Origin of the sequence: Facivitalis istanbulensis (assembly GCF_040560405.1) — a bacterium.
Classification (GTDB): domain Bacteria; phylum Pseudomonadota; class Alphaproteobacteria; order Sphingomonadales; family Sphingomonadaceae; genus Sphingomonas; species Sphingomonas istanbulensis.
On sequence record NZ_JAVSCQ010000005.1, the window covers coordinates 134,324 to 155,318 of the forward strand.

At 68.2% G+C, this 20,995-nt stretch carries 16 protein-coding genes and 1 pseudogene; 9 read left to right on the top strand and 8 right to left on the bottom strand.

All coding sequences use genetic code 11. The features are described 5' to 3' along the window. Positions 1 to 124 precede the first annotated feature (124 nt). From RN629_RS05525 to RN629_RS05535, 3 genes are all read right to left on the bottom strand, one after another. Complete coding sequence (locus RN629_RS05525) at positions 125 to 682, bottom strand: hypothetical protein (protein ID WP_407034271.1); 558 nt, start codon at positions 680 to 682, stop codon at positions 125 to 127. 70 nt (positions 683 to 752) lie between these two features. Continuing rightward, entirely contained in the window at positions 753 to 3,122 is a 2,370-nt protein-coding gene (locus tag RN629_RS05530) for a glycoside hydrolase family 31 protein (RefSeq protein ID WP_407034272.1), read from the bottom strand. 99 nt (positions 3,123 to 3,221) lie between these two features. Next, the gene (locus RN629_RS05535) at positions 3,222 to 5,291 is read right to left on the bottom strand and encodes a phosphocholine-specific phospholipase C (protein WP_407034273.1); all 2,070 of its coding nucleotides are present in this window, start codon (positions 5,289 to 5,291) and stop codon (positions 3,222 to 3,224) included. Between the two features lie 288 nt (positions 5,292 to 5,579). Between RN629_RS05535 and RN629_RS05540 the strand changes: the two genes are divergently transcribed. From RN629_RS05540 to RN629_RS05570, 7 genes are all read left to right on the top strand, one after another. Continuing rightward, the gene (locus RN629_RS05540) at positions 5,580 to 6,428 is read left to right on the top strand and encodes a TorF family putative porin (RefSeq protein ID WP_407034274.1); all 849 of its coding nucleotides are present in this window, start codon (positions 5,580 to 5,582) and stop codon (positions 6,426 to 6,428) included. A 108-nt stretch (positions 6,429 to 6,536) separates the two neighbouring features. Next, positions 6,537 to 6,626, top strand: a complete 90-nt coding sequence (gene kdpF, locus RN629_RS05545) for a K(+)-transporting ATPase subunit F (RefSeq protein ID WP_407034275.1) — start codon at positions 6,537 to 6,539, stop codon at positions 6,624 to 6,626. A gap of 13 nt (positions 6,627 to 6,639) precedes the next feature. Further along, positions 6,640 to 8,343 (top strand): potassium-transporting ATPase subunit KdpA, encoded by a 1,704-nt coding sequence (gene kdpA / locus RN629_RS05550; RefSeq protein WP_407034276.1) that lies wholly within the window; start codon positions 6,640 to 6,642, stop codon positions 8,341 to 8,343. Between the two features lie 15 nt (positions 8,344 to 8,358). After that, a complete protein-coding gene (kdpB, locus tag RN629_RS05555) occupies positions 8,359 to 10,395 on the top strand; it encodes a potassium-transporting ATPase subunit KdpB (RefSeq protein WP_407034277.1) in 2,037 nt (678 codons plus the stop codon). A gap of 12 nt (positions 10,396 to 10,407) precedes the next feature. Then, positions 10,408 to 10,980, top strand: a complete 573-nt coding sequence (gene kdpC / locus RN629_RS05560; protein WP_407034278.1) for a potassium-transporting ATPase subunit KdpC — start codon at positions 10,408 to 10,410, stop codon at positions 10,978 to 10,980. Continuing rightward, a complete protein-coding gene (locus RN629_RS05565) occupies positions 10,977 to 13,646 on the top strand; it encodes a DUF4118 domain-containing protein (RefSeq protein ID WP_407034279.1) in 2,670 nt (889 codons plus the stop codon). The genes kdpC and RN629_RS05565 overlap by 4 nt, the downstream gene beginning before the upstream one ends. Then, positions 13,646 to 14,329: a response regulator transcription factor gene (locus RN629_RS05570; protein ID WP_407034280.1), complete on the top strand. Its 684-nt coding sequence runs from the start codon at positions 13,646 to 13,648 to the stop codon at positions 14,327 to 14,329. The genes RN629_RS05565 and RN629_RS05570 overlap by 1 nt, the downstream gene beginning before the upstream one ends. Positions 14,330 to 14,366: 37 nt before the next feature. On the opposite strand, the gene map is transcribed toward RN629_RS05570, so the two are convergent. From map to nhaA, 5 genes and pseudogenes are all read right to left on the bottom strand, one after another. Further along, the gene (map, locus tag RN629_RS05575) at positions 14,367 to 15,137 is read right to left on the bottom strand and encodes a type I methionyl aminopeptidase (RefSeq protein WP_407034281.1); all 771 of its coding nucleotides are present in this window, start codon (positions 15,135 to 15,137) and stop codon (positions 14,367 to 14,369) included. 91 nt (positions 15,138 to 15,228) lie between these two features. Further along, a pseudogene (locus RN629_RS05580) lies at positions 15,229 to 15,345 on the bottom strand (TA system antitoxin ParD family protein); the annotation flags it as partial. A 61-nt stretch (positions 15,346 to 15,406) separates the two neighbouring features. Next, positions 15,407 to 15,772, bottom strand: coding sequence for a YbaN family protein (locus RN629_RS05585; protein ID WP_407034282.1), 366 nt, complete (start codon positions 15,770 to 15,772; stop codon positions 15,407 to 15,409). Between the two features lie 75 nt (positions 15,773 to 15,847). Further along, positions 15,848 to 17,965 (bottom strand): S9 family peptidase, encoded by a 2,118-nt coding sequence (locus RN629_RS05590; RefSeq protein WP_407034283.1) that lies wholly within the window; start codon positions 17,963 to 17,965, stop codon positions 15,848 to 15,850. 63 nt (positions 17,966 to 18,028) lie between these two features. Continuing rightward, the gene (gene nhaA, locus RN629_RS05595) at positions 18,029 to 19,195 is read right to left on the bottom strand and encodes a Na+/H+ antiporter NhaA (protein ID WP_407034284.1); all 1,167 of its coding nucleotides are present in this window, start codon (positions 19,193 to 19,195) and stop codon (positions 18,029 to 18,031) included. Between the two features lie 219 nt (positions 19,196 to 19,414). Between nhaA and RN629_RS05600 the strand changes: the two genes are divergently transcribed. After that, a complete protein-coding gene (locus RN629_RS05600) occupies positions 19,415 to 19,876 on the top strand; it encodes a hypothetical protein (RefSeq protein ID WP_407034285.1) in 462 nt (153 codons plus the stop codon). Between the two features lie 74 nt (positions 19,877 to 19,950). Beyond that, complete coding sequence (locus tag RN629_RS05605; protein WP_407034286.1) at positions 19,951 to 20,994, top strand: LacI family DNA-binding transcriptional regulator; 1,044 nt, start codon at positions 19,951 to 19,953, stop codon at positions 20,992 to 20,994. Position 20,995: the final 1 nt, after the last annotated feature.

Consider the following 20,995-nt stretch of genomic DNA (forward strand, 5'->3'; position numbering starts at 1 on the left):
CTGGGCGCAATCGAGGACCGTGCTGTACGGCTGTGTGCAGCATCATCCCGGCCTTTGCCGGTGCGGGGCAGGTGGTGAAGCAAGGGGGTGACCGGGACGGCGGCGCGCCGCCCCGGCCAATCGATCAGTTCCGCGGCAGCTTCGACCGATCGAAGCCCGGCCCCAGGTCGAGCAGGAAGGCGGGGCCGACCTCGATCACCTGCCTGGCGCCAGCGAGCTGGACCGAGATATTGGCCTTGCCCGCCGCATAGGCCTGTCCCGCGACACCCGAGACATAATAGCGTTTCCAGGCCTTGCCGATCTGCACCGGCTCGGTCGCGATCGGGGCGTAGGGCGGTTCGGAGCCGCCCATGCCGACCGGGATGGTGACGCTCGCGCCGTCCGCCGCGTCGGGCGCGCGCAGATAGACCATGGCCAGCATCGTGTCCCCCGCCGCGATCGGCTTGATCGTGGGATAGGTCGCCCCGCTGTCCCAGGCATTGGTTCCCGGCTTCGCGACCTTGACCTGCACCGCGTTGCCGCCGGGCACATCGGTGGCGGGAACCTGCTTGCCGCTCTGGTTGGGACCGTACAGCGTCCAGCCGATGCCGGGTTGGTTCACCGCCTTGTCAAAGATGCTGGGCGGTGCCGCCGCCGTGGGGGCGGCCTGCGCTGCCGCCAGCATCGTCAGGAATCCGATCATGCTCACTCTCCCTGTTGGACGGCCGGCCCTGTCTGAACGCCAGTTTGTCCGGTCCGCTCTCGTTGATGGCCTATTGGCCGATCACCTTGACCAGCGATCCCGATGCCTGCCCCGTGGGCAGGCGTCCGCTGGCGGTCAGGCGGCGACTGGCGTTGTCCCAGTGCAGCGTCGCGCTGCGCCCGCCATCCCTGTGATAGGCGTTGGTCGTGCCGTCGTCGTCGTAAAGGGTGAAGTCGGCATCGCGGCCGGGATAGACGCGGATGCTCTCCAGCGCTTGCGCGGTGGCCGTGCTGGACACCGGCACGCCCATCGGCACGATCGAACCCGCACGGACGAACAGCGGAATATGGTCGATCGGCGCCGCCGCCTCGATCCACTGCCCGCCCTTGTGGCGCGCGTCGGTCCACCAGTCATACCAGTCGGTGCCGGCGGGCAGGTAGACGCGGCGGCTCGTCCGGCCCTGTTCGGTCACCGGCGCGACCAGAAAGGCCGGGCCGAACATATATTCGTCGGCCAGATCCTTGGCCGCCGGATCGTTCGGGAAGTCCATGAACAGCGCGCGCATGAACGGCGCGCCGGTCCGGCTGGTCTGTCGCCCCAGGGCATAGAGATAGGGCATCAGCGCGTAGCGCAGCCGCAGCGTCGTCGCGAGGATCGGCTCGGCCGCCGTGCCATAGTCCCATAATGCGGTGCCCGGCCGCTGGCCATGGATGCGCAGGGTCGGGGTGAAGGCGTTATACTGGAACCAGCGGACGAAGAGTTCGGGATAGTCGCGATAGGACGGCGCCATCGCTTTGGCCCCCGCCGGATCGATCAGCACCGGCCGCTGCGCCTCCGGCCCGTTTGGCCATTGCCAGCCGCCCGTATCGCTCGACCAATAGGCGATGCCGCTGGCGGTCATGCCCAGCCCGGCGGGCACCTGTCGCCGCAGCGCGTCCCAGGTCGATTGGACGTCGGACGACCAGAAGAGGCAGCCATTGGCCTGCGTTCCCAGATACGCCGCGCGGCACAGGATCATGTTGCGCTTGTCGGGCCGGTCGCGCGCCGATCCTTCCGCAACGGCCGATGTGTGCAGCAGCGGGTAGACATTGCGATAGCGGTCGCCCGACCCGATGGCATAGAAATGTCCCTCGGGCACCAGATCGGGTTCGGTTTCGTCCAGCCACGCATAGTCGAACCCGTTTGAGAAGATATTGTCGCGGATCTTGCCCCAGAACCATGCCCGTGCCTCCGGGTTGGTGCTGTCGATCAGCGCGCCCGCGCGGTCGGAGCGGATGGGCAGGCCGTCGACGGGGTTGCCGTCCTTGTCCTTCATCAGCCAGTCCCTGGCCGCCAGCGTGTCGAACCAGCGGCTCTCCCGCTCGAAACGCGGCCAGATGCTGATGATGCTCTGCATCCCCATCGATTTCAGATGCGCGTTCATCCCCGCCGGATCGGGAAAGGCGGTGCGATCGATGTCGAGCTGTCCCATCCGGGTCCAGTAGAACCAGTCGAGCACCATGATGTCGAGCGGCAGGCCACGGCTGCGATAGCCATCGGCGATGCCGGTCAGTTCGCCCTGGGTCTCGTAGCGCGCCTTGCTCTGGATCAGGCCGAAAGCGGCCTTGGGGGGCAGCGGCGTCGCCCCGGTCAGCCGGGCGTAACCGGCATAGAGATCATCGGTCGTATTCCCCGCGATCACGAAGAAGGACACGCGCTCACCGACATTCGACTGGAACCTGGTGCTGCCCATCAACCCGGGCGAGACGATCGCGGCGGAGGGATTGTCCCACAGGATCGCATAGCCCTTGTCCGTCACCATGAAGGGGACGCAGACGGACTCGCCGCCAGGACGGTCATAATCGTGGCGGCAGTCGATGGTCCGTCCGCGCAGGGAGAGGACGCCGTCCTGATATTGGCCCAGCCCGTAATAATGGGTGTCGGGCGTATCGGAGAATCTGGCCCCGACGCGAAAGGTCTTTTCGCCCGAGACGGTGTGCGGGGCCATCTCCCACCCGTTCATGCGGGTCAGCGGCGCGCCGTTCGCGCGGGCAAAGTCGATCGACACGGGCGGCAGCGAGGATGCGAAGTAACGCTCCATCTGGCTGGGCGGCTTGGGCCAGGGCTGCGGGGCGATGGTGACCGTCATCATCGAAGAGGCGAAGACGTCGCCGCCGCCATCGGTGCGATGGGTCCAGCCGCCTGTATCGCTCTTGCCCGAAATGCCATAGCCGGGTCCGGCTTCCACCCCGGCGCGGTCGGTGGCGATGGTGACGCGCACGATGCCGGGACCATAGGGCTCGACCGAGACCTGCGCGCCGTTGCGCTCGACGATCGCCAGCGGCTCGGCGGACAGCGCCAGTGGTGCGACCCCCAGCAGCAGCGCGGTGGCCGAGGCCCCCCGCCTTGCGATCCATGCCCGATGCTTGCCCGACGCCACGGCGCGCGCTTCCTGCCGCATCACGACCATCCCCCCTCACATATTCGTTCTTGTGACCGCTACCCTATCGCTGCGGCCGGGGGTGGGGAAGGGGGTATCGCGGGCGCGTCGGGGCGACGCTCAGGCGAGGAACGGATCGCTGATCGTGGCGTGGCCCGGCCGGTCATGACGTCCGGTCAGGCGGCGGCGATAGGCCGGATCACCCGTGCGGGTCAGGGTTACGTCATACCAGCCCAGCGCGTCGTCCAGCGGCCAGTGATGCCGGCCGGGGCGAAGCGGCGCGGCCGGGCCGGGCTTTGCGCCGGGGCGCTGGCGAACGATCTGCAGGTCGCGCCAGTCGTCGGGAATGGTCAGGGTCAGGCCCTTGTCCGCGACCGACCAGAGCGGCGCGGAGGCCGGCGTCCCGGTACCGGCGAAATGGCGGTGGAAGCCGTTCGGCCCCAGCAACCACAGGTCATAGCGGCCCGCCTGGCCAAGATCCCAGATATCCTCGATCCGCGTTCCCGCCGCCACCGTGTAGCGGCGTGGTGCCTGGGTCAGGGCCAGGCGGTCATAGACGTGGAAGACCGCGCCCGCGCCATCGGCCTGGAAGCACAGGCGCAGGCCCTTCGGATCGATCCGCTCGCCCACCTCGAGCCGATAGGGCAAGGGGCGGGCGCGGCGCAGGCCGGGTTCCTGCCACGGCGTATCGATCGCGGCGGGTGCCTGCGGGCTGACCTGTCCCTTGATCGCGGCGGCGCGGGTCGCCGCGCCGCGCGGGTCGGGCAGATGGGGTGTCGCCGCATCGGTCGCCGCAAAATCGAACGCGCTGGTCAGGTCGCCGCACACCGCGCGCCGCCATGACGAGACATTGGGCTCGTGAAAGCCGAACCGCGTCTCCAGAAAGCGGATGACGCTGGTGTGGTCGAAGACCTGCGAATTGACCCAGCCGCCCCGGCTCCAGGGCGAGACGACGTACATCGGCACGCGCGGCCCCAGGCCATAGGGGCGCCCGCGATAGGCGGGATCGTCGACGTCATGGTCGCCGGTGGAGGGCATGACATGATATTCGCCCGCCAGGTCGACCGTCGCGCCGCCCAGCATCCGGCCATCCGGCGTGCGCGAGGGCGGCGCAGGTGGCGGAACATGGTCGAAGAAGCCGTCATTCTCATCGAACATGACCAGCAGGACGGTCCGCGCCCAGACCTTGGGATCGGCGGTCAGCGCGTCCAGCACCTCCGCGGTATAGGCCGCGCCCTGCGCCGGGCTGGAGGGATTGGGGTGTTCCGAACCGGCGGCGGTGGCGATGACGTAGGAAACCTGCGGCAAGCGTCCGGCCAGGACATCGGCGCGCAGCCCGTCCAGCCCGCGCGTGGTCAGCGCGCGGTCCTTCAATTCGGGGTGGTCCTTGCCATGATAGGCGTCGCGGAACCGGGCGAAGCCGACCAGCGGGTTGTCGGTGAAATTGTCCGCCATGTCCTGATAGAGGCGCCAGTCGATCCCCGCCGCCTGCATCCGCTCGACCACCGTGGTCCAGCGATAGGGATCGGCGGCGCCGCCCAGTTCGGCGAAATTGTCGTGCGAATTGCTGATCGCCGGGCCGCCCGCCTCGCCCCGGGGGTCGTTGGTTCCGGTCCACAGGAACAGCCGGTTGGTGTTGGTCCCGGTCTGGATCGCGCAATGATAGGCGTCGCAGATCGTGAAGGCCTCGGCCAGCGCGAACTGGAAGGGGATGTCCTCCCGCGCGTAATAGCCCATGGCGCGTTGCTTCTTGGCCTCGGGCCAGTGCGCCATGCGGCCTTCGTCCCATGCGGCCTGCGCGTCGGGCCAGGTATGGGGCGTGCCCTCCATCCGCATCAGGTCGAACGCCTTGCGCGTGTCGAGCCGGAACGGGGCGACCAGGCGCGGCCCCTCCGGCGCGGTGCGGTCATATTGCTGCCAGACATGGCGGGGGGCCTCGCCGGGACGCAGCGGGGCGAGCGGGATGGGCAGCCGGTCGCCAAAGCCGCGTACGCCGCGCAGCGATCCGAAATAATGGTCGAAGCCGCGATTTTCCTGCATCAGGATGACGACATGCTCGACATCGCGGATGGTGCCCGTCCGCCGGTCCGGTCCGATCGCCGCCGCGCGGGCGATGGCGGCGGGCAAGGCCGCCGATCCGGCGAGGCCGGCCCCGGCGGCCAGCAGCGAACGACGCGAAAACTCGACCATGGCATTGACATCCTTCGACCCGATGACGCGGGCAGCAAGCGCGCGGCCATGGCTGATATCCTTGACATTTTTGTGACGCGGCTTGTCATGCAAGGTGCCGCGCGCCGGACCCCCCCTCGCGCGCCTGAAAGAGCGGGCGGGAGCGGGGCGATCCATAACCCTTTTCACTATATGCGAACACTATGCGAAACCCGGCAATCGCCATCGCATTGCTATGGCCAGCGCGCCTAATTGCCTGCCCCTGGAGACCGCCCGAGCATCGGTGGCGGCCTGTCCATAGGGGCATATATGACAATCAGGATTTTGACGGCCGCCGCCTTGTTCGTCCTTCCCGCCGCCGCGTCGGCCCAGACCGCCGAGACCGCGCCGCCTGCGCCGCTGACCGTCAGCGGATCGGTCGCCGTCGCGTCCGACTATCGCCTGCGCGGCATTTCGCAGTCGGACGAGCATATGGCGATCCAGGGCGGCCTGAGGCTGACGCATGAGAGCGGCGCCTATATCGGCACCTGGGCGTCGAACCTGGCCGGTTGGGGCACGTTCGGCGGCGCGAACATGGAGCTGGACCTGATCGGCGGCTACAAGGCGAAGATCAGCCCGACCGGCACGCTCGACGTCGGCCTGACCTGGTATATGTATCCGGGCGGCGCGGCCAAGACCGACTATGCCGAACCCTATATGAAGCTGTCGGGCACCACCGGCCCCGTCTCGCTGACCGCGGGCGCGGCCTATGCCCCCCGGCAGCAGGCGATCGGCAAATGGTATGACAATGGCGCCAGCGCGAAGGCGGGTGTCTATGACCATCCCGGCGCGAAGAGCGACAATCTCTATCTCTGGGGCGACGGCGCGGCCGCGATCCATGGCACGCCGATCACCGCCAAGGCGCATATCGGCCATAGCTGGGGCATGAGTGGCCTCGGTCCCAACGCCACCGCGCCGACGCCGACCGGCGACTATTGGGACTGGTCGCTGGGCGCGGATACGAGCTGGCACAATCTGACGCTGGGCCTCGCCTGGGTCGATACCAGCATTTCCGACCGCGACGCCGCCTATCTGCGGCCGAGCTTCAGCAAGGGGCAGGACGGCCGCGGCAATATCGCCGGCAGCACCGTCCTCGCCTCGCTGACCGCCGCTTTCTGAGGAGCAGGGATATGGACGATCTGATCTGGCTGTCGGTCATGGCCGGGCTGGTGGCGGCGACGCTCGCCTATGCCCGGCTGTGCGACCACGCGTGAGGGGGGCGAGGGCATGACCATCGACCTGTGGCTGGCGGCGCTGACCGCGATCGGCCTTCTCGTCTATCTGGTGGCGGTGCTGATCCGCCCCGAACGCTTCTGAAGGAGGCGGCATCATGACGCTTCAAGGATGGGCCCTGATCCTGGGCTTCGTCGCGATCCTCCTCGCACTGACCAAGCCGGTCGGCGCGTGGTTGTTCGCGCTCTATGAGGGGCGGCGGACGCCCCTGCATGTCGTGCTCGGCCCCGTCGAGCGTGGCTTCTACGCATTGTCGGGCATCGACCCGGAGGCGGAGCAGGGCTGGCGGCGTTATGCGCTGCACATGCTGCTCTTCAACGTCGCGTTGATGGTCTTCACCTATGCGGTGCTGCGGCTGCAATATTATCTGCCGGGCAATCCGCAGGGGCTGGCCGGGATGGCGCCGCATCTGGCGTTCAACACCGCGATCAGCTTCACCGCCAACACCAACTGGCAAAGCTATGCGGGCGAGTCGACCCTGTCGAACCTCAGCCAGATGCTCGGCCTGACCATCCACAACTTCCTGTCGGCGGCGACCGGCATCGCGCTGGCCTTCGCGCTGTTTCGCGGCTTTGCGGGGCGCGAGACGAAGAATATCGGCAATTTCTGGGCCGATATGACGCGGGTGACGCTGTACCTGCTGCTGCCGATCTGCGTCGTCTATACCCTGTTCCTGATCGCCAGCGGCGTGCCGCAGACCATGGCGGGCGTCGTCCATATCGACACGCTGGAGGGCGTGCGCCAGTCGATCCTGCTCGGCCCCGTCGCCAGCCAGGAGTCGATCAAGATGCTCGGCACCAATGGCGGCGGCTTCTTCAACGCCAACAGCGCGCATCCGTTCGAGAACCCGACCGCGCTGACCAACATGGTCCAGATGTTGTCGATCTTCGTCATCGGCTTCGGCCTGACCTGGTGCTTCGGCAAGGCGGTCGGCAACACGCGGCAGGGCTGGGCGATCCTGGCGGCGATGATCCTGCTGTTCCTGGGCGGCGTCGCGGTCTGCTATTGGGCGGAGGCGGCGGGCAATCCCGTGCTGCACCAGCTCGGCGTCGCGGGCGGCAATATGGAGGGCAAGGAAGTGCGCTTCGGCGTCGCGGCCTCCGCCCTGTTCGCGGCCGTCACCACGGCGGCGTCGTGCGGCGCGGTCAATGCGATGCATGACAGCTTCACCGCGCTGGGCGGCCTGATCCCGCTGTTCAATATGCAGCTGGGCGAGGTCGTGATTGGCGGCGTCGGCGCGGGCATCTACGGCTTCCTGCTGTTCGCCATCCTCGCGGTGTTCGTCGCGGGCCTGATGGTCGGGCGCACCCCCGAATATGTCGGCAAGAAGATCGAGGCGCGCGAGGTCAAGCTGGCGGTGCTCGCCATCGCCGTCCTGCCGCTCGCCATCCTCGGCCTGACCGCCTTGTCCTGCGTCACCCAGCAAGGGCTGGCGGGGCCGCTCAACAAGGGGCCGCACGGCTTCGGCGAAATCCTCTACGCCTTTACCAGCGCGGTCGCGAACAATGGTTCGGCCTTTGGCGGGCTGACCGCCGCGACACCCTGGTATGACGGCTTGTTGGGCGTCGCCATGTGGGTGGGCCGCTTCTTCATCATCGTGCCGATGCTCGCCATCGCGGGCAGCCTGGCGGCGAAGAAGCATGTCCCCGCCTCGGCCGGGTCCTTCCCGACCACGGGGGCGCTGTGGATCGGTCTGCTCGTCGGCATCGTGCTGGTGCTGGGCGGCCTGACCTTCCTGCCGAGCCTCGCGCTTGGTCCTATCGCCGATCATCTTGCGATGATCCGCGGTCAACTCTTCTGATCGGGAGCGCCTGTCATGGCCCATTCCCCTACCAAGAGCCTGTTCACCGCCGAGCTGGCGCTCCCGGCGATCAAGGCGTCGTTCGTCAAACTCAACCCGCGCGAGCTGATCCGCAACCCGGTGATGTTCGTGACCGCCGTTGTCGCCACGTTGCTGACCGTCCTGCTGATCGTCGGGCATGACGGGCTGACGACGGGCTTCAAGCTGCAACTGGTCGTCTGGCTGTGGCTGACCGTGTTGTTCGGCACCTTTGCCGAGGCGCTGGCCGAAGGGCGCGGCAAGGCGCAGGCGGCGTCCCTGCGCGCCGCCAAGGCCGAACTGACCGCCAAGCGGCTGAAGGGCGCTGGCCCGGCGTGGGAGGATGTCCCCGCCAGCGCGCTGAAGATCGGCGATGTGGTACTGGTCGAGACCGGCGACCTGATCCCTTCGGACGGCGAGGTCGTCGCGGGCGTCGCCTCGGTCAACGAAGCCGCGATCACCGGCGAAAGCGCGCCCGTCATCCGCGAGGCGGGCGGCGACCGCTCGGCGGTGACGGCGGGGACGCGCGTCATCTCCGACGAGATCCGGGTGCGTGTCACCGTCCATCCGGGGCAGGGCTTCCTCGACCGCATGATCGCACTGGTCGAGGGGGCGGAGCGGCAGAAGACGCCCAATGAGGTCGCGCTGACCATCCTGCTCGTCGGGCTGACGATCATCTTCCTGATCGCGGTCGGCACCATTCCGGGCTTCGCCGCCTATGCGGGGGGCAGCATTCCGGTGGCGATCTTGGCGGCGCTGCTCATCACGCTGATCCCGACGACCATCGCGGCCTTGCTGTCGGCGATCGGCATCGCGGGGATGGATCGTCTGGTCCGCTTCAACGTGCTCGCCAAGTCGGGACGCGCGGTCGAGGCGGCGGGTGATGTCGACGTGCTGCTGCTCGACAAGACGGGCACCATCACCATCGGCGACCGTCAGGCGAGCGAGTTCCGCGCGGTCGGCGTGGCCGATGCCGATGTGCTGGCCGAAGCCGCGCTGATGGCCAGCCTGGCCGACGAGACGCCCGAGGGCCGCTCGATCGTGGTGCTGGCGCGTGAGCAGTTCGGCGTTGCGATCGCCGAGCTGCCCACCCATGCGGAGGTCATTCCCTTCACCGCGCAGACCCGCATCTCGGGCGTGCGGATCGGCGATCGGTTGATCCAGAAGGGGGCGGTGGACTCGATCCTGCGCGCGCATCCCGGACTGGGCGAGACGGCGGCGGCGACCCAGTTGCGCCGCATCACCGATGAGATCGCACGCGCCGGCGGCACCCCCCTGGCGGTGGCGGAGAATGGCCGCCTGCTGGGCGCGATCTTCCTGAAGGACGTGGTCAAGGCGGGCATTCGCGAACGCTTCGGCGAGCTGCGCCGCATGGGCATCCGCACGGTGATGATCACCGGCGACAATCCCCTGACCGCCGCCGCCATCGCCGCCGAGGCGGGGGTGGACGACTTCCTCGCCCAGGCGACGCCCGAGGACAAGCTGGCGCTGATCCGGCAGGAGCAGCAGGGTGGCAAGCTGGTCGCGATGTGCGGCGACGGCACCAACGATGCGCCCGCGCTGGCGCAGGCCGATGTCGGCGTGGCGATGAACACCGGCACCCAGGCCGCGCGCGAGGCGGGCAACATGGTCGATCTGGACAGCGATCCGACCAAGCTGATCGAGGTGGTCGGCCTCGGCAAGCAGTTGCTGATGACGCGCGGCGCGCTGACGACCTTCTCCGTCGCCAATGACGTGGCGAAATATTTCGCGATCATCCCGGCGATGTTCGTGGCGCTCTATCCGGGGCTGGGCGTGCTCAACGTCATGGGTCTGGCGACGCCGCAATCGGCAATCCTGAGCGCCATCATCTTCAACGCGCTCATCATTCCGTTCCTCGTGCCGCTGGCGCTGAAAGGCGTCACCTACAAGCCGATGGGGGCGGGGCCGCTGCTGGCGCGCAACCTCGCCATCTACGGGCTGGGCGGCCTGATCGCGCCTTTCGTCGGCATCAAGATCATCGACCTTGTGGTCGGTGGCCTCGGCCTCGCATAAGGAAGCATTGTCATGGGTAAGGATTTCACTTCTGCCTTGCGGCCCGCGATCGTGATGACGATCCTGTTCGCTGCGTTGCTCGGCATCGCCTATCCCCTGGCGATGACCGGCATCGGACAGGCGATCTTCCCGCATCAGGCCAATGGCAGCCTGATCGAAGCGAACGGCCATGTCATCGGCTCCGAGGTCGTGGGCCACGCCTTCACTAGCGACCGCTATTTCCAGACGCGCCCCTCGGCGGCGGGCAAAGGCTATGACGGGCTGGCTTCGTCCGGCTCGAACCTCGGCCCGACATCGCGGGTGCTGGTCGACCGGGTGAAGGCGGATGTCGCCAGGCGCCGGGCCGAGGGCGTGATGGAACCGATGCCCGCCGATCTGGTGACGGCGAGCGGCTCGGGCCTCGATCCCGACCTGTCGCCCGACGCGGCGCAGGCGCAGGCTGCCCGGATCGCGCGGGTCCGCAGCCTGCCGGTCGAGCAGGTCCGCGCGCTGGTCGTCGCGAAGACCGAGGAATCGATGCTGGGCGACCCCCATGTCAACGTCCTTGCCCTCAACCGCGCGCTGGACGCGCTCGGCACGCGATGACGGCAGGCGCGCCGCGCCCCGACCCGGATGCCCTGCTCCGCGCCGCCGAGCGCGAGGGGCGCGGCCGCCTGAAAATCTTCCTCGGCGCGGCCCCCGGCGTCGGCAAGACGTTCGAGATGCTGTCCGAAGGGGCGGGCCGTCGCCGCGACGGCGTGGACGTCGTCGTCGCGGTGGTCGAGACGCATGGCCGGATCGAAACCGAGGCGCTGGTCCGGGGGCAGGAGGTCATGCCCCGCCGCGCCGTCCCCTATGAGGGGCGGACGCTGCACGAGATGGACCTCGACGCGGTACTGGCCCGCGCCCCCCGCCTCGCGCTGGTCGACGAACTGGCGCACACCAATGCGCCAGGCAGCCGCCACCCCAAACGCTATCAGGATGTCGAGGAACTGCTGGCGGCGGGGATCGACGTCTATACGACGGTCAATATCCAGCATATCGAGAGCCTGAACGACGTCGTCGCCAGCTTCACCCGCGTCCGCGTGCGCGAGACGGTGCCCGACCGTATCCTGGAGGCCGCCGAGATCGAGGTGGTCGACATCCCGCCGGACGAGCTGATCGAGCGGTTGAAGGCGGGCAAGGTCTATCTGCCGCAGGAAGCGACGCGCGCGCTGTCGCATTTCTTTTCCAAGTCCAACCTGTCGGCGCTGCGCGAACTGGCGCTGCGGCGGGCGGCGCAGGCGGTCGATGCGCAGATGCTCGACCATGTCCGCAGCCTCGGCGTCGGCGGGCAATGGGCGGCGGGCGAACGGCTGGTCGTCGCGGTCAGCGAGTTGCCGGGGGCCGACGAACTGGTCCGCGCCGCCAAGCGCACCGCCGATGCCCTGCGCGCGCCGTGGACCGCCCTGTTCATCGACACCCCGCGTACCGCGACGCTGGGCGAGGCGCAGCATCGGCGGCTGGCCGCGACGATGACGCTGGCGACGCAGCTCGGCGCGGCGGTGGCGACCGTGCCTGCGCCCAGCGTGGTCGAGGGCATCCGCGCCTTCCTGACCGACGCGCGCGCGACGCAGCTGGTGGTCGGCAAGGCCAAGCGGTCCCGCTGGTTCGAGCTTCGCCACGGCTCGGTGGTCGACCGGCTGGTGCGCGAGACGCCGGGCGTCACCGTCCATGTCCTGCCCGTCGGCGACGCGCCCGACGACGCGCGCGAGCGGGTGCGGCGGCGCGGGCAATGGGGATCGCCGATCGGCTATGCGCTGACGCTGATTGCGGTCGTGGCGGTGACGGCGCTGGCGAGTGCGCTGTTCCACATCCTGAACCTCGGCAATGTCGCGCTGCTCTATCTGCTGCCGGTCATGGCGGCGGCGAGCCTGTATGGCTTGCGCACCGGGCTGTTCGCGGGGGTGGCGTCGAGCCTGGCCTATAATTTCTTCTTCCTGCCGCCGGTCGGAACGCTGAGCGTCAGCAACCCGGAGAACGTCATCTCGATCTTCGTCCTGCTGGGCGTGGCGATCGCGACCAGCCAGCTGACCTCGCGCGTGCGCGCGCAGGCCGATCTGGCGGCGGCGAGCGCGCGCGACAATGCGACGCTGGCGGGGTTCCTCCACCGGCTGAGCGGACTTGCCGACCCGGCCGGGGCGGCGCGGGTGATCTGCGAGGACATTGCCCGGCTGTTCGAGGTACAGGCGGTGCTGCTGACCCCGTCGCCCGCGGGCCTTGCGGTGCAGGCGGCGACCAAGCCCGACTATCGGCTGGAAACCATGGAGATGGCCGCCGCCCATTGGGCCTTCGACACCGGCACCGCGGCGGGTAAGGGATCAGCGACGCTGGCCGCATCCGAATGGCTGTTCCAGCCGCTCAAGGCGGGGGAGCGGACGCTGGCCGTGCTGGGGCTGGCGCGCGAGGCGGGGGGCGAGCCGGTGCGCGCAGACCGCCTGCCGCTGTTGGTCGGGCTGATCGATCAGGCGGCGTTGGTGCTGGAGCGGCTGCGGCTGGAGGCGGAGGTACGCGACGTCGACGCGGTGCGCACCCGCGACCGGCTGCGCGCGGCGCTGCTCTCCTCGGTCAGCCATGACCTGCGCACGCCGCTGACCGCCGTGATGGCTGCCGCCGCGCAGTTGCGGCAGGGCGCGACGCCCGATCTGATCGCGACGATCGAGGGGGAGGCGGCGCGGCTCAACCGCTTTGTCGCCAATCTGCTCGACATGGCGCGGGTCGAGGCGGGGGCGTTGAAGTTGAAGATCGAGGCGATCGACCTGAGCGACGCGGTGACGGGCGCGGCGCACGACGCCCGCCGTGCGCTGGAGGGCCATGCGGTGCGGCTCGACGTGCCGCCCGACCTGCCGATGGTCCGCGCCGACCCGCAATTGCTGCACCATTGCCTGCTCAACCTGCTCGACAATGCCGGGCGCTATGGCGATCCGGGGACCGATATCGTGATCGAGGGGCGGCATCGCCATGGGAGCCTGCGCCTGTCGGTGCTCGACCATGGCCCCGGCCTGCCGCCGGGTCGCGAGGGCGAGGTGTTCGAGACGTTCCGGCGGCTGGAAGGGTCCGACCGGGTGGCGGGCGGCACCGGGCTGGGCCTCGCCATCGTCAAGGCCTTTGCCGAAGCGATGGGTTTGACCGTAGAGGCGGGCAATCGCGAGGATGGGGCGGGCGCGGCATTCACGCTCTGCTTCCCGCGCGAGCGTATCATGCGCGACGGCGCGCCGGAGGGAATGGCCTGATGCCCGCGACGATCCTGGTGGTGGACGATGAAGTCGCGATCCGCCGCCTGCTGCGCAACACGCTGGAACAGGCGGGCTATCGGGTGGTCGAGGCGCGCGACGGGCGCGAGGCATTGGCGCGCGCGGCGGCGGATCATCCCGATGCGGTGCTGCTCGACCTGGGGTTGCCCGACCGCGATGGGTTGAGCCTGATCCCGTTGCTGCGTGGGGCCGAGCGGGTGGTGCTGGTCGTCTCGGCACGCGATGCGACCGAGGAGAAGGTGGCGGCGCTCGACCTGGGCGCGGACGACTATGTTACCAAGCCGTTCGATAGCGAGGAATTGCTGGCGCGGCTGCGCGTCGCGCTGCGCCATGCCCGCGCGGCGGAGGCGGGGCCCAGCGTGGTGCGCACGGGCGATCTCGCGATCGATCTCGACCGGCGCAGTGTCACGCGGGGCGGTGAGGCGCTGCATCTCACGCGCAAGGAATATGACGTGCTGGCGATTCTGGCGCGGCATCCCGGCCGGGTGGTGACGCATGACCGGATCATCGACGCCGCCTGGGGCGGGGACGAAGACCCGCGCATCGACTATCTGCGCATCGTCGTGCGTAACCTGCGCCAGAAACTGGAAGCGCCGCAGCCGGTGGGGAGTGTCATCGCCAATGAGCTGGGCGTGGGCTATCGGTTGCGGGTGGACGCCTGACCTTCCCCTGCCACCCTGGCCTTCGCCGGGGCGGCGCTCAGTTTTTGGGTGGGGTTTCCCCCGTCCGCAGCGTCAGCACCTCGACCCCGGTGCGTGTCACCGCGACCGTGTGTTCGAACTGCGCCGACAGTTTCCCGTCGTCGGTCACGACCGTCCACCCGTCATCCGATGTCGAAACCCCGCGCGTGCCCTCGTTGATCATCGGCTCGATGGTGAAGGTCATCCCCTCGCGCAGCACCTCGCCCGTGCCCGCTCGTCCGAAATGCAGGACGTCGGGCGCCTCGTGCATTGCGCGGCCGATGCCGTGGCCGCAATAGTCGCGCACCACCGAATAGCCGTTCGCCTTCGCGTGTTTCTCGATCGCCGCGCCGACATCGCCCAGCCGCGCGCCGGGCCGGACCTGGCGGATGCCCTTCCACATCGCCTCCCGCGTGACGCGGAGCAGCCGCTTTGCACCGGGCGACACGTCACCGACCATATAGGTCTTGCTGGAATCGGCGATGAAGCCGTTCTTCTCCAGCGTGATGTCGAGGTTCACGATATCGCCGTCGCGGACGATCGCGTCCGCGCTCGGCACGCCGTGGCACACCACGTCGTTGATCGAGCTGTTGAGGACATAGGCAAAGCCATATTGCCCCTTGCTCGCCGGGCGGGCGGCAAGATCGCGGGTGATGAAATGTTCGACCCGGTCGTTGATCGCCAGGGTCGACATTCCCGCCAGGTCGAGACCGTCGAGCATCTCGAACACCGGGGCGAGCAGGCGGCCCGACACGCGCATCAGCGCCAGTTCGTCCGGGGTCTTCACCATGTCAGGCGACGCGCATCGCGGGCAGGGGTGTCTCGGCCGCCGCCATCTGTGCCTTCACGATCTCGTGGAAGGTCATCGTCGGATGTGCCTAGGCCAGCATGCCCATCTTCATCCAGAATTCGGCTTGCGCGTTGATCGATCGGCACATGACCGCGCTGGCGCGGCGGACCTCCTCATGCAGTTGCTCGTCGATCTTCACGATACCCATAGCCGTCCTGTCTCGAAATATATGGATCATGCATGGTCCATATGGCGAAGGCGCGCAAGCGTCAGGGGCGCGCGGTCGGGCGGGACAGGATGAAGAGCGCGCAGCCGACCATTGGCACCGCCACGCCCAGCGCCAGCCACGGCCCCGGCCAGGCGGTCAGCAGGAACAGGATATAGCCCAGCGTGATCCCGCCGCACGCCATCGTCTTGGCCCTTCGCCCGATCGCCCCGTCCTGTCGCCAGGCGCGCAACGTGGGGCCGAAGCGGGGATGGTCGAGCAGCCACGCCTCCAGCCGGGGCGAGGAGCGCGCGAAGCAGCCCGCCGCCAGGATCAGGAAGATCGTCGTCGGCATCAACGGCAACAGCGCGCCGATGATGCCGAGCCCGACGAACAGGCATCCGAGGATCAGCCAGCCGAACCTTATCATAGCGCAATGGCCAGGACCGGATCGCGGGGAAAGGATGGATGCCGCAAGCGCCGCCCTTTCCGCGATCCGTGCCCCTTACGCGCCCGCGACGCCGAGTTGCGACAGGATGAAGGCCTGCCACTCGGCATTCTGGCGCAACCGCTCGAACCGGCCCGACTTGCCGCCATGCCCCGCCTCCATGTTCACGCGGAACAGCAGCGGGTTGGCGTCGGTCTTCCTCTCGCGCAGCCTGGCGACCCATTTGGCGGGTTCGTAATATTGCACCTGGCTGTCCCATAGGCCGGTGCCGACATACAGCGCCGGATAGGCCTTCGCCGCGACATTGTCGTAGGGCGAATAGCGGAGCATATAATCGTAATAGCGCTTGTTCGCCGGATTGCCCCATTCGTCATATTCGAAGGTGGTCAGCGGGATCGAGGCGTCGAGCATCGTCGTCACCACATCGACAAAGGGCACCTGCGCCACGATCGCCTTGTAATCCTGCGGGGCCATGTTGGCGACGCCGCCCATCAACAGCCCGCCCGCGCTGCCCCCCATCGCCGCGACGCGGCCCGGCGCGGCATAGTTCTGCGCCACCAGATAGCGGGTGACGTCGATAAAGTCGGTGAAGCTGTTCTTCTTGTGCAGCAGATGGCCGTCATCATACCAGCCGCGCCCCATTTCCTGCCCGCCGCGGATATGGGCGATGGCATAGACGACGCCGCGGTCGAGCATCCCGATCCGGCCCGGATCGACCGAGGGATCGGTCGAGATGCCATAGCTGCCATAGGCATATTGAAACAGCGGGGCGGTACCGTCGCGCTTCACGCCCTTGCGATAGACCAGCGACACCGGAATGCGGGTGCCGTCACGCGCCGGAGCCCATAGCCGCTCGGTGACATAATGGGCGGGGTCGTAGCCCGGCACCGGCATGACCTTCAGCGTGCGGCGCTCGCCTGTCCGGGCATTCACCTCGAACGTGGTGGTCGGCGTGACGAGCGAGCCATAGGTGTAGCGGACCCAGGGCGTGTCCGGCTCCTCATTGGTCGACAGGCCCATGCGATAGGCGGGTTCGTCCGCCCTGACCGGCACCGACCGGCCCGCATCGGTCAGCAGGCGGACCATCCGGTTGCCGCCCTCGCGCTGTTCGATCGCGACGAAGCCGTTGAAGGGCTTGAACCCCTCGATGAACACGCGGTCGCTGGCAGGCACCAGATCGCGCCAGCCGCGCGCGCCGCTGGCGATATCGGCATCGGCCCATGTCACCAGCTTGTAGTTCTTCGCATTTCGATTGGTGCGGATGATCCAGCGGTTGCCGAGGTGGTCGGCGTCATAACGGAATTCGCGTTCGCGCGGGGCGATCACGGTGAAGACGGTCGGCCGGACGGCGGGGGCGCAGCGCTGTTCGTCGCTGACCGTGCTTTCGACGCTGATGCAGATATAGCGGTCGTCGGTCGTCCGACGGATCGCCATCTGGAACGTGTCGTCCTTCTCCTCGTACAGCAGGCGATCGTCGCCGACCGCCGTGCCCAGCACATGCGCCATGACGCGGTAGCCGCGCAGCGTCGTCGGATCCTTGGCGACATAGATCAGGGTGCGATTGTCGTCCGCCCACAAGACATTGGGCTCGGCATTGGCGATGGTGTCGGCATGGATCGCGCCGGTCGCCAGATCCTTGACCTTGAGCACATATTGCCGCCGCCCGACCATATCCTCGGCCCAGGCGACCATCCGGTTGTCCGGGCTGACCGCCCAGTCGGACAGGGCGAAGAAGCCCTTGCCCCTTGCCATGGCGGGTTCGTCGAACATCAATTCGGCGGGCGCGGTGGCGGTGCCGCGCCGCCGCTCGATCAGCGGATAGTCCGCGCCGGTGACATAGCGCGAGGAATACCAATAGCCATTCTTGCGATAGGGGACGCTGCTGTCATCCTGTTTGATGTGCGCGACCGTCTCCTGATACAGCATCGCCTGCAGCGGCTTCAGCGGGGCGAGCCGGGCGTCGGCATAGGCATTCTCGGCGTTGAGATAGGCCAGCATCTCCGGATTCTTGCGGCTATCGTCGCGCAGCCAGTAATACTCATCCTCGCGCGCGCCGTTGGGCGAGGTCACCTGGAACGGCTTCTTGGCGGCGCGGGGCGGGGCGGGCGCCCGGTCCTGGGCCAGCACGGGCATCGCCAGACATGCCAGACCCGTCAACGCCATCCACCGCATCATCCACTCCCACCCCGATCCTTCCGGCGCGCAGGATGGTCGCGCCGGGACGGCTCCGCAAGGGGGCTAAACGCCGTGACCCGGCGATCGCGGCGCGGCCCGGCGCAGCAGCGCATAGCCGAGCAGTCCGGCCAGCAACGAGCCCATCAGCACGCCCAGCTTCGCCTCCGCCTGCAACAGCGCGTTGCCAGGAAAGGCGAGGAGCGTGATGAAGATGCTCATCGTGAAACCGATGCCGCACAGCATCGCCATGCCCAGCATCTGTACGGTCGTCGCCTGTGCCGGAGGCTCGGCGAGCTTCAGCCGGATGGCGAGTTGCATCAGCCCGAATACCCCGGTCACCTTGCCGATCAGCAGTCCGCCCGCCACCCCCAGGGTCACCGGCGCCCCCCAGGCGGCGGCCGGCAGGCCCAGCAGCGTGACGCCCGCATTGGCCAGCCCGAACAGCGGCACGATCAGCAGCCCGACGGGGCGGTGGAGCGCATGTTCCAGCCGGTGGAGCGGACTGCGCATTCTATCGCCGGCCAGCGGGATGGTGAAGGCGAGCAGGACTCCCGCGATCGTCGCGTGGATGCCCGAACGCAGGACAAGGACCCATAGCGCCAGCCCGAGCAGCAGATAGGGCGACAGCCGCCGCACGCGCAGGCGGTTGAGCCCGATCAGCAGCGCCAGCACCAGCCCCGCCCCCGCCACATCGGCGAGCGCCAGTTGCTGGGTATAGAAGAGCGCGATGATGACCACCGCGCCCAGATCGTCGATGATCGCCAGCGCGGCGAGAAAGACGCGCAGCGAGGCGGGCACCCGTGGGCCGAGCAGCGTCAGCACCGCCAGCGCGAAGGCGATGTCGGTCGCCGCCGGGATCGCCCATCCGCCCGCCGTCGCTCCCCGGTTGAGCGACAGATAGAGCAGCGCGGGTACCACCATGCCGCCGATCGCGGCGATGCCGGGGAGGATGCGTCGTGACCAGCCGGCCAATTGCCCGTCCAGCGCCTCGCGCTTGATCTCCAGCCCGACCAGCAGGAAGAAGATCGCCATCAGGCCGTCATTGATCCAGTGGAGCAGGGACAAAGGGCCGAGATCCCGATGCAGCAAGGCGTCATAGCCCGCGCGCAGCGGCGAGTTGGCGAGCAGCAGCGCGGCGAGTGCGGCGGCGATCAGGATCAGGCCGGACGCGCTCTGCCCTTCGAGAAATTCCCGTAGAGCGCCGAGCCGCGATCGAAGAAGAGCGGGCATGGGTGGTCCTTCGCACAGCAATGGTCGGCGCTGGCGGCCCGACCAGCGCTGTGAAACCTGCCCATCGCCCCGAAGGAGCACGGACACCCGGCACGAATCCTAGCGGGATTCCGCGCTCCGGTCGATGCTTTCCCGCCCGGCCAACGCCGTGCAATCGCTGGCAGATCATCGATTAGGCCATGGACCTTTCGGCCATATTCCCTATGGAGTCGCCGCATGATGCCGATCGAACCCCTGGCGCTGAACCATAGCTGGCCATTGTTCGAACAGGGTCTGCGGTTCGATCTGGGGCTGGCCAGCATAGCCGATATGGGCGCCGTGGCCGGGTGGGATGACGATCGGCTGGCGGAGCATGGCATCGGCCGCTGGTCGTGCGATCTGGACCATGACGAACTCGCCTGGTCGCGTGGCGTGCGCGAAATTTTCGACTGGCAACCGGATCGTCCGACCGTGCGGGACGACGTGCTGGGCCTCTACCGCGAGGACTCGCGCGCGGCGATGGAGCGGTTGCGTGCCTATGCCATTCGCCATCGGCGCGGCTTTACCCTGGATGTCGCGCTGCGCGTCGGTGCGACCCGGGAAAACCGCTGGATGCGGTTGATGGCCGCGCCGGTCTGTCGCGGTGCCCGGACCATCGCGCTTCAGGGGCTGAAGATCGATATCACCGCCGACTACCGTTGAATGATCGTGCGTCCCGGCCATGATTTCTGGAACGCGGCTTGTCGTGGGGCGGCTGTGGCGGTTATTTCATTGCCATGAGAGAGAGGATCGACGCCGACCGGCGCGTGCGGACCATCGCCGATCTGGCGCAATTGGCGGGCGTTTCGCCGGGCACGGTGTCGCGTGCGCTGGCGGGCAAGACGCTGGTCAATGACGAGACGCGGCGGCGTATCCAGGCGCTGGCCGACGAGCATGGCTTTCGCCCCAACCAGATGGCGAGCCGGTTGCGCACCCGCCGGACCGGGGTGATCGGCATTGTGGTGCCGCTGGGCCATGAACGGCGCCAGCATCTGTCGGACCCGTTCTTCATGACGATGCTCGGCCATCTGGCCGATGCGCTGACCGAAAACGGCTATGACGTGATGCTGTCGCGCGTGATCCCCGATGCGGGGGACTGGCTGGACCGGGTGGTGGACTCGGGAATGGTCGACGGCGTGCTGCTGATCGGTCAGTCCAACCAATATGACGCGATCGAGCGGGTCGCGCGCCGCTATCGGCCGCTGGTCGCCTGGGGCGTGACCTTGCCCGGGCAGGTCCATGCGGCGATCGGCACCGACAATCTCGCCGGAGGCCGGCTGGCGGGCGAAAGGCTGATCGCGCGCGGCTGCCGCCGGATCGGCTTTCTGGGCGATATCCGCGCGCCGGAGATCCGCTTGCGACATGACGGCGTGGCGGCGGCGATGGCGGCGGCGGGGCTGTCCGAAGGGCCTGTGCAACAGCCCGTCCATCTCGCCTCCGATGTGATGGAGCAGGAGATCGCCGGGCATATCGACCGGCTGGTCGGGCAGGGGGACGGTGCGGCGACGATCGACGGCATCGTGGCCGCATCCGACATGATCGCGATGACCGCCATGCGCGTGCTGGCCGACCGTGCCATCATGGTGCCCGATGCGATGCCGGTCGTCGGCTATGACGACCTGCCGCTCGCGGCGCAGGCGGTGCCGCGCATCACCACCATCCGGCAGGATATCGCGACCGGCGCACGGGCGATGGTCGACGCGCTCTTCGCCCGGATCGCGGGCGGGGAGGCCGGCTCGGTGGTGCTGGAGCCCGAATTGGTGGCGCGCGATTCGGCCTGAT

Bases quoted from the DNA above. Each gene is read 5' to 3' on its own strand.
- RN629_RS05570 (WP_407034280.1), top strand. From the start codon at position 13,646: ATGCCCGCGACGATCCTGGTGGTGGACGATGAAGTCGCGATCCGCCGC.
- kdpA (WP_407034276.1), top strand. From the start codon at position 6,640: ATGACGCTTCAAGGATGGGCCCTGATCCTGGGCTTCGTCGCGATCCTC.
- RN629_RS05525 (WP_407034271.1), bottom strand. From the start codon at position 682: ATGATCGGATTCCTGACGATGCTGGCGGCAGCGCAGGCCGCCCCCACG.
- nhaA (WP_407034284.1), bottom strand. From the start codon at position 19,195: ATGCCCGCTCTTCTTCGATCGCGGCTCGGCGCTCTACGGGAATTTCTC.
- RN629_RS05535 (WP_407034273.1), bottom strand. From the start codon at position 5,291: ATGGTCGAGTTTTCGCGTCGTTCGCTGCTGGCCGCCGGGGCCGGCCTC.
- kdpB (WP_407034277.1), top strand. From the start codon at position 8,359: ATGGCCCATTCCCCTACCAAGAGCCTGTTCACCGCCGAGCTGGCGCTC.
- kdpF (WP_407034275.1), top strand. From the start codon at position 6,537: ATGACCATCGACCTGTGGCTGGCGGCGCTGACCGCGATCGGCCTTCTC.
- RN629_RS05605 (WP_407034286.1), top strand. From the start codon at position 19,951: ATGAGAGAGAGGATCGACGCCGACCGGCGCGTGCGGACCATCGCCGAT.
- RN629_RS05540 (WP_407034274.1), top strand. From the start codon at position 5,580: ATGACAATCAGGATTTTGACGGCCGCCGCCTTGTTCGTCCTTCCCGCC.
- RN629_RS05600 (WP_407034285.1), top strand. From the start codon at position 19,415: ATGCCGATCGAACCCCTGGCGCTGAACCATAGCTGGCCATTGTTCGAA.
- RN629_RS05590 (WP_407034283.1), bottom strand. From the start codon at position 17,965: ATGATGCGGTGGATGGCGTTGACGGGTCTGGCATGTCTGGCGATGCCC.
- RN629_RS05565 (WP_407034279.1), top strand. From the start codon at position 10,977: ATGACGGCAGGCGCGCCGCGCCCCGACCCGGATGCCCTGCTCCGCGCC.
- RN629_RS05530 (WP_407034272.1), bottom strand. From the start codon at position 3,122: ATGCGGCAGGAAGCGCGCGCCGTGGCGTCGGGCAAGCATCGGGCATGG.
- map (WP_407034281.1), bottom strand. From the start codon at position 15,137: ATGGTGAAGACCCCGGACGAACTGGCGCTGATGCGCGTGTCGGGCCGC.
- kdpC (WP_407034278.1), top strand. From the start codon at position 10,408: ATGGGTAAGGATTTCACTTCTGCCTTGCGGCCCGCGATCGTGATGACG.
- RN629_RS05585 (WP_407034282.1), bottom strand. From the start codon at position 15,772: ATGATAAGGTTCGGCTGGCTGATCCTCGGATGCCTGTTCGTCGGGCTC.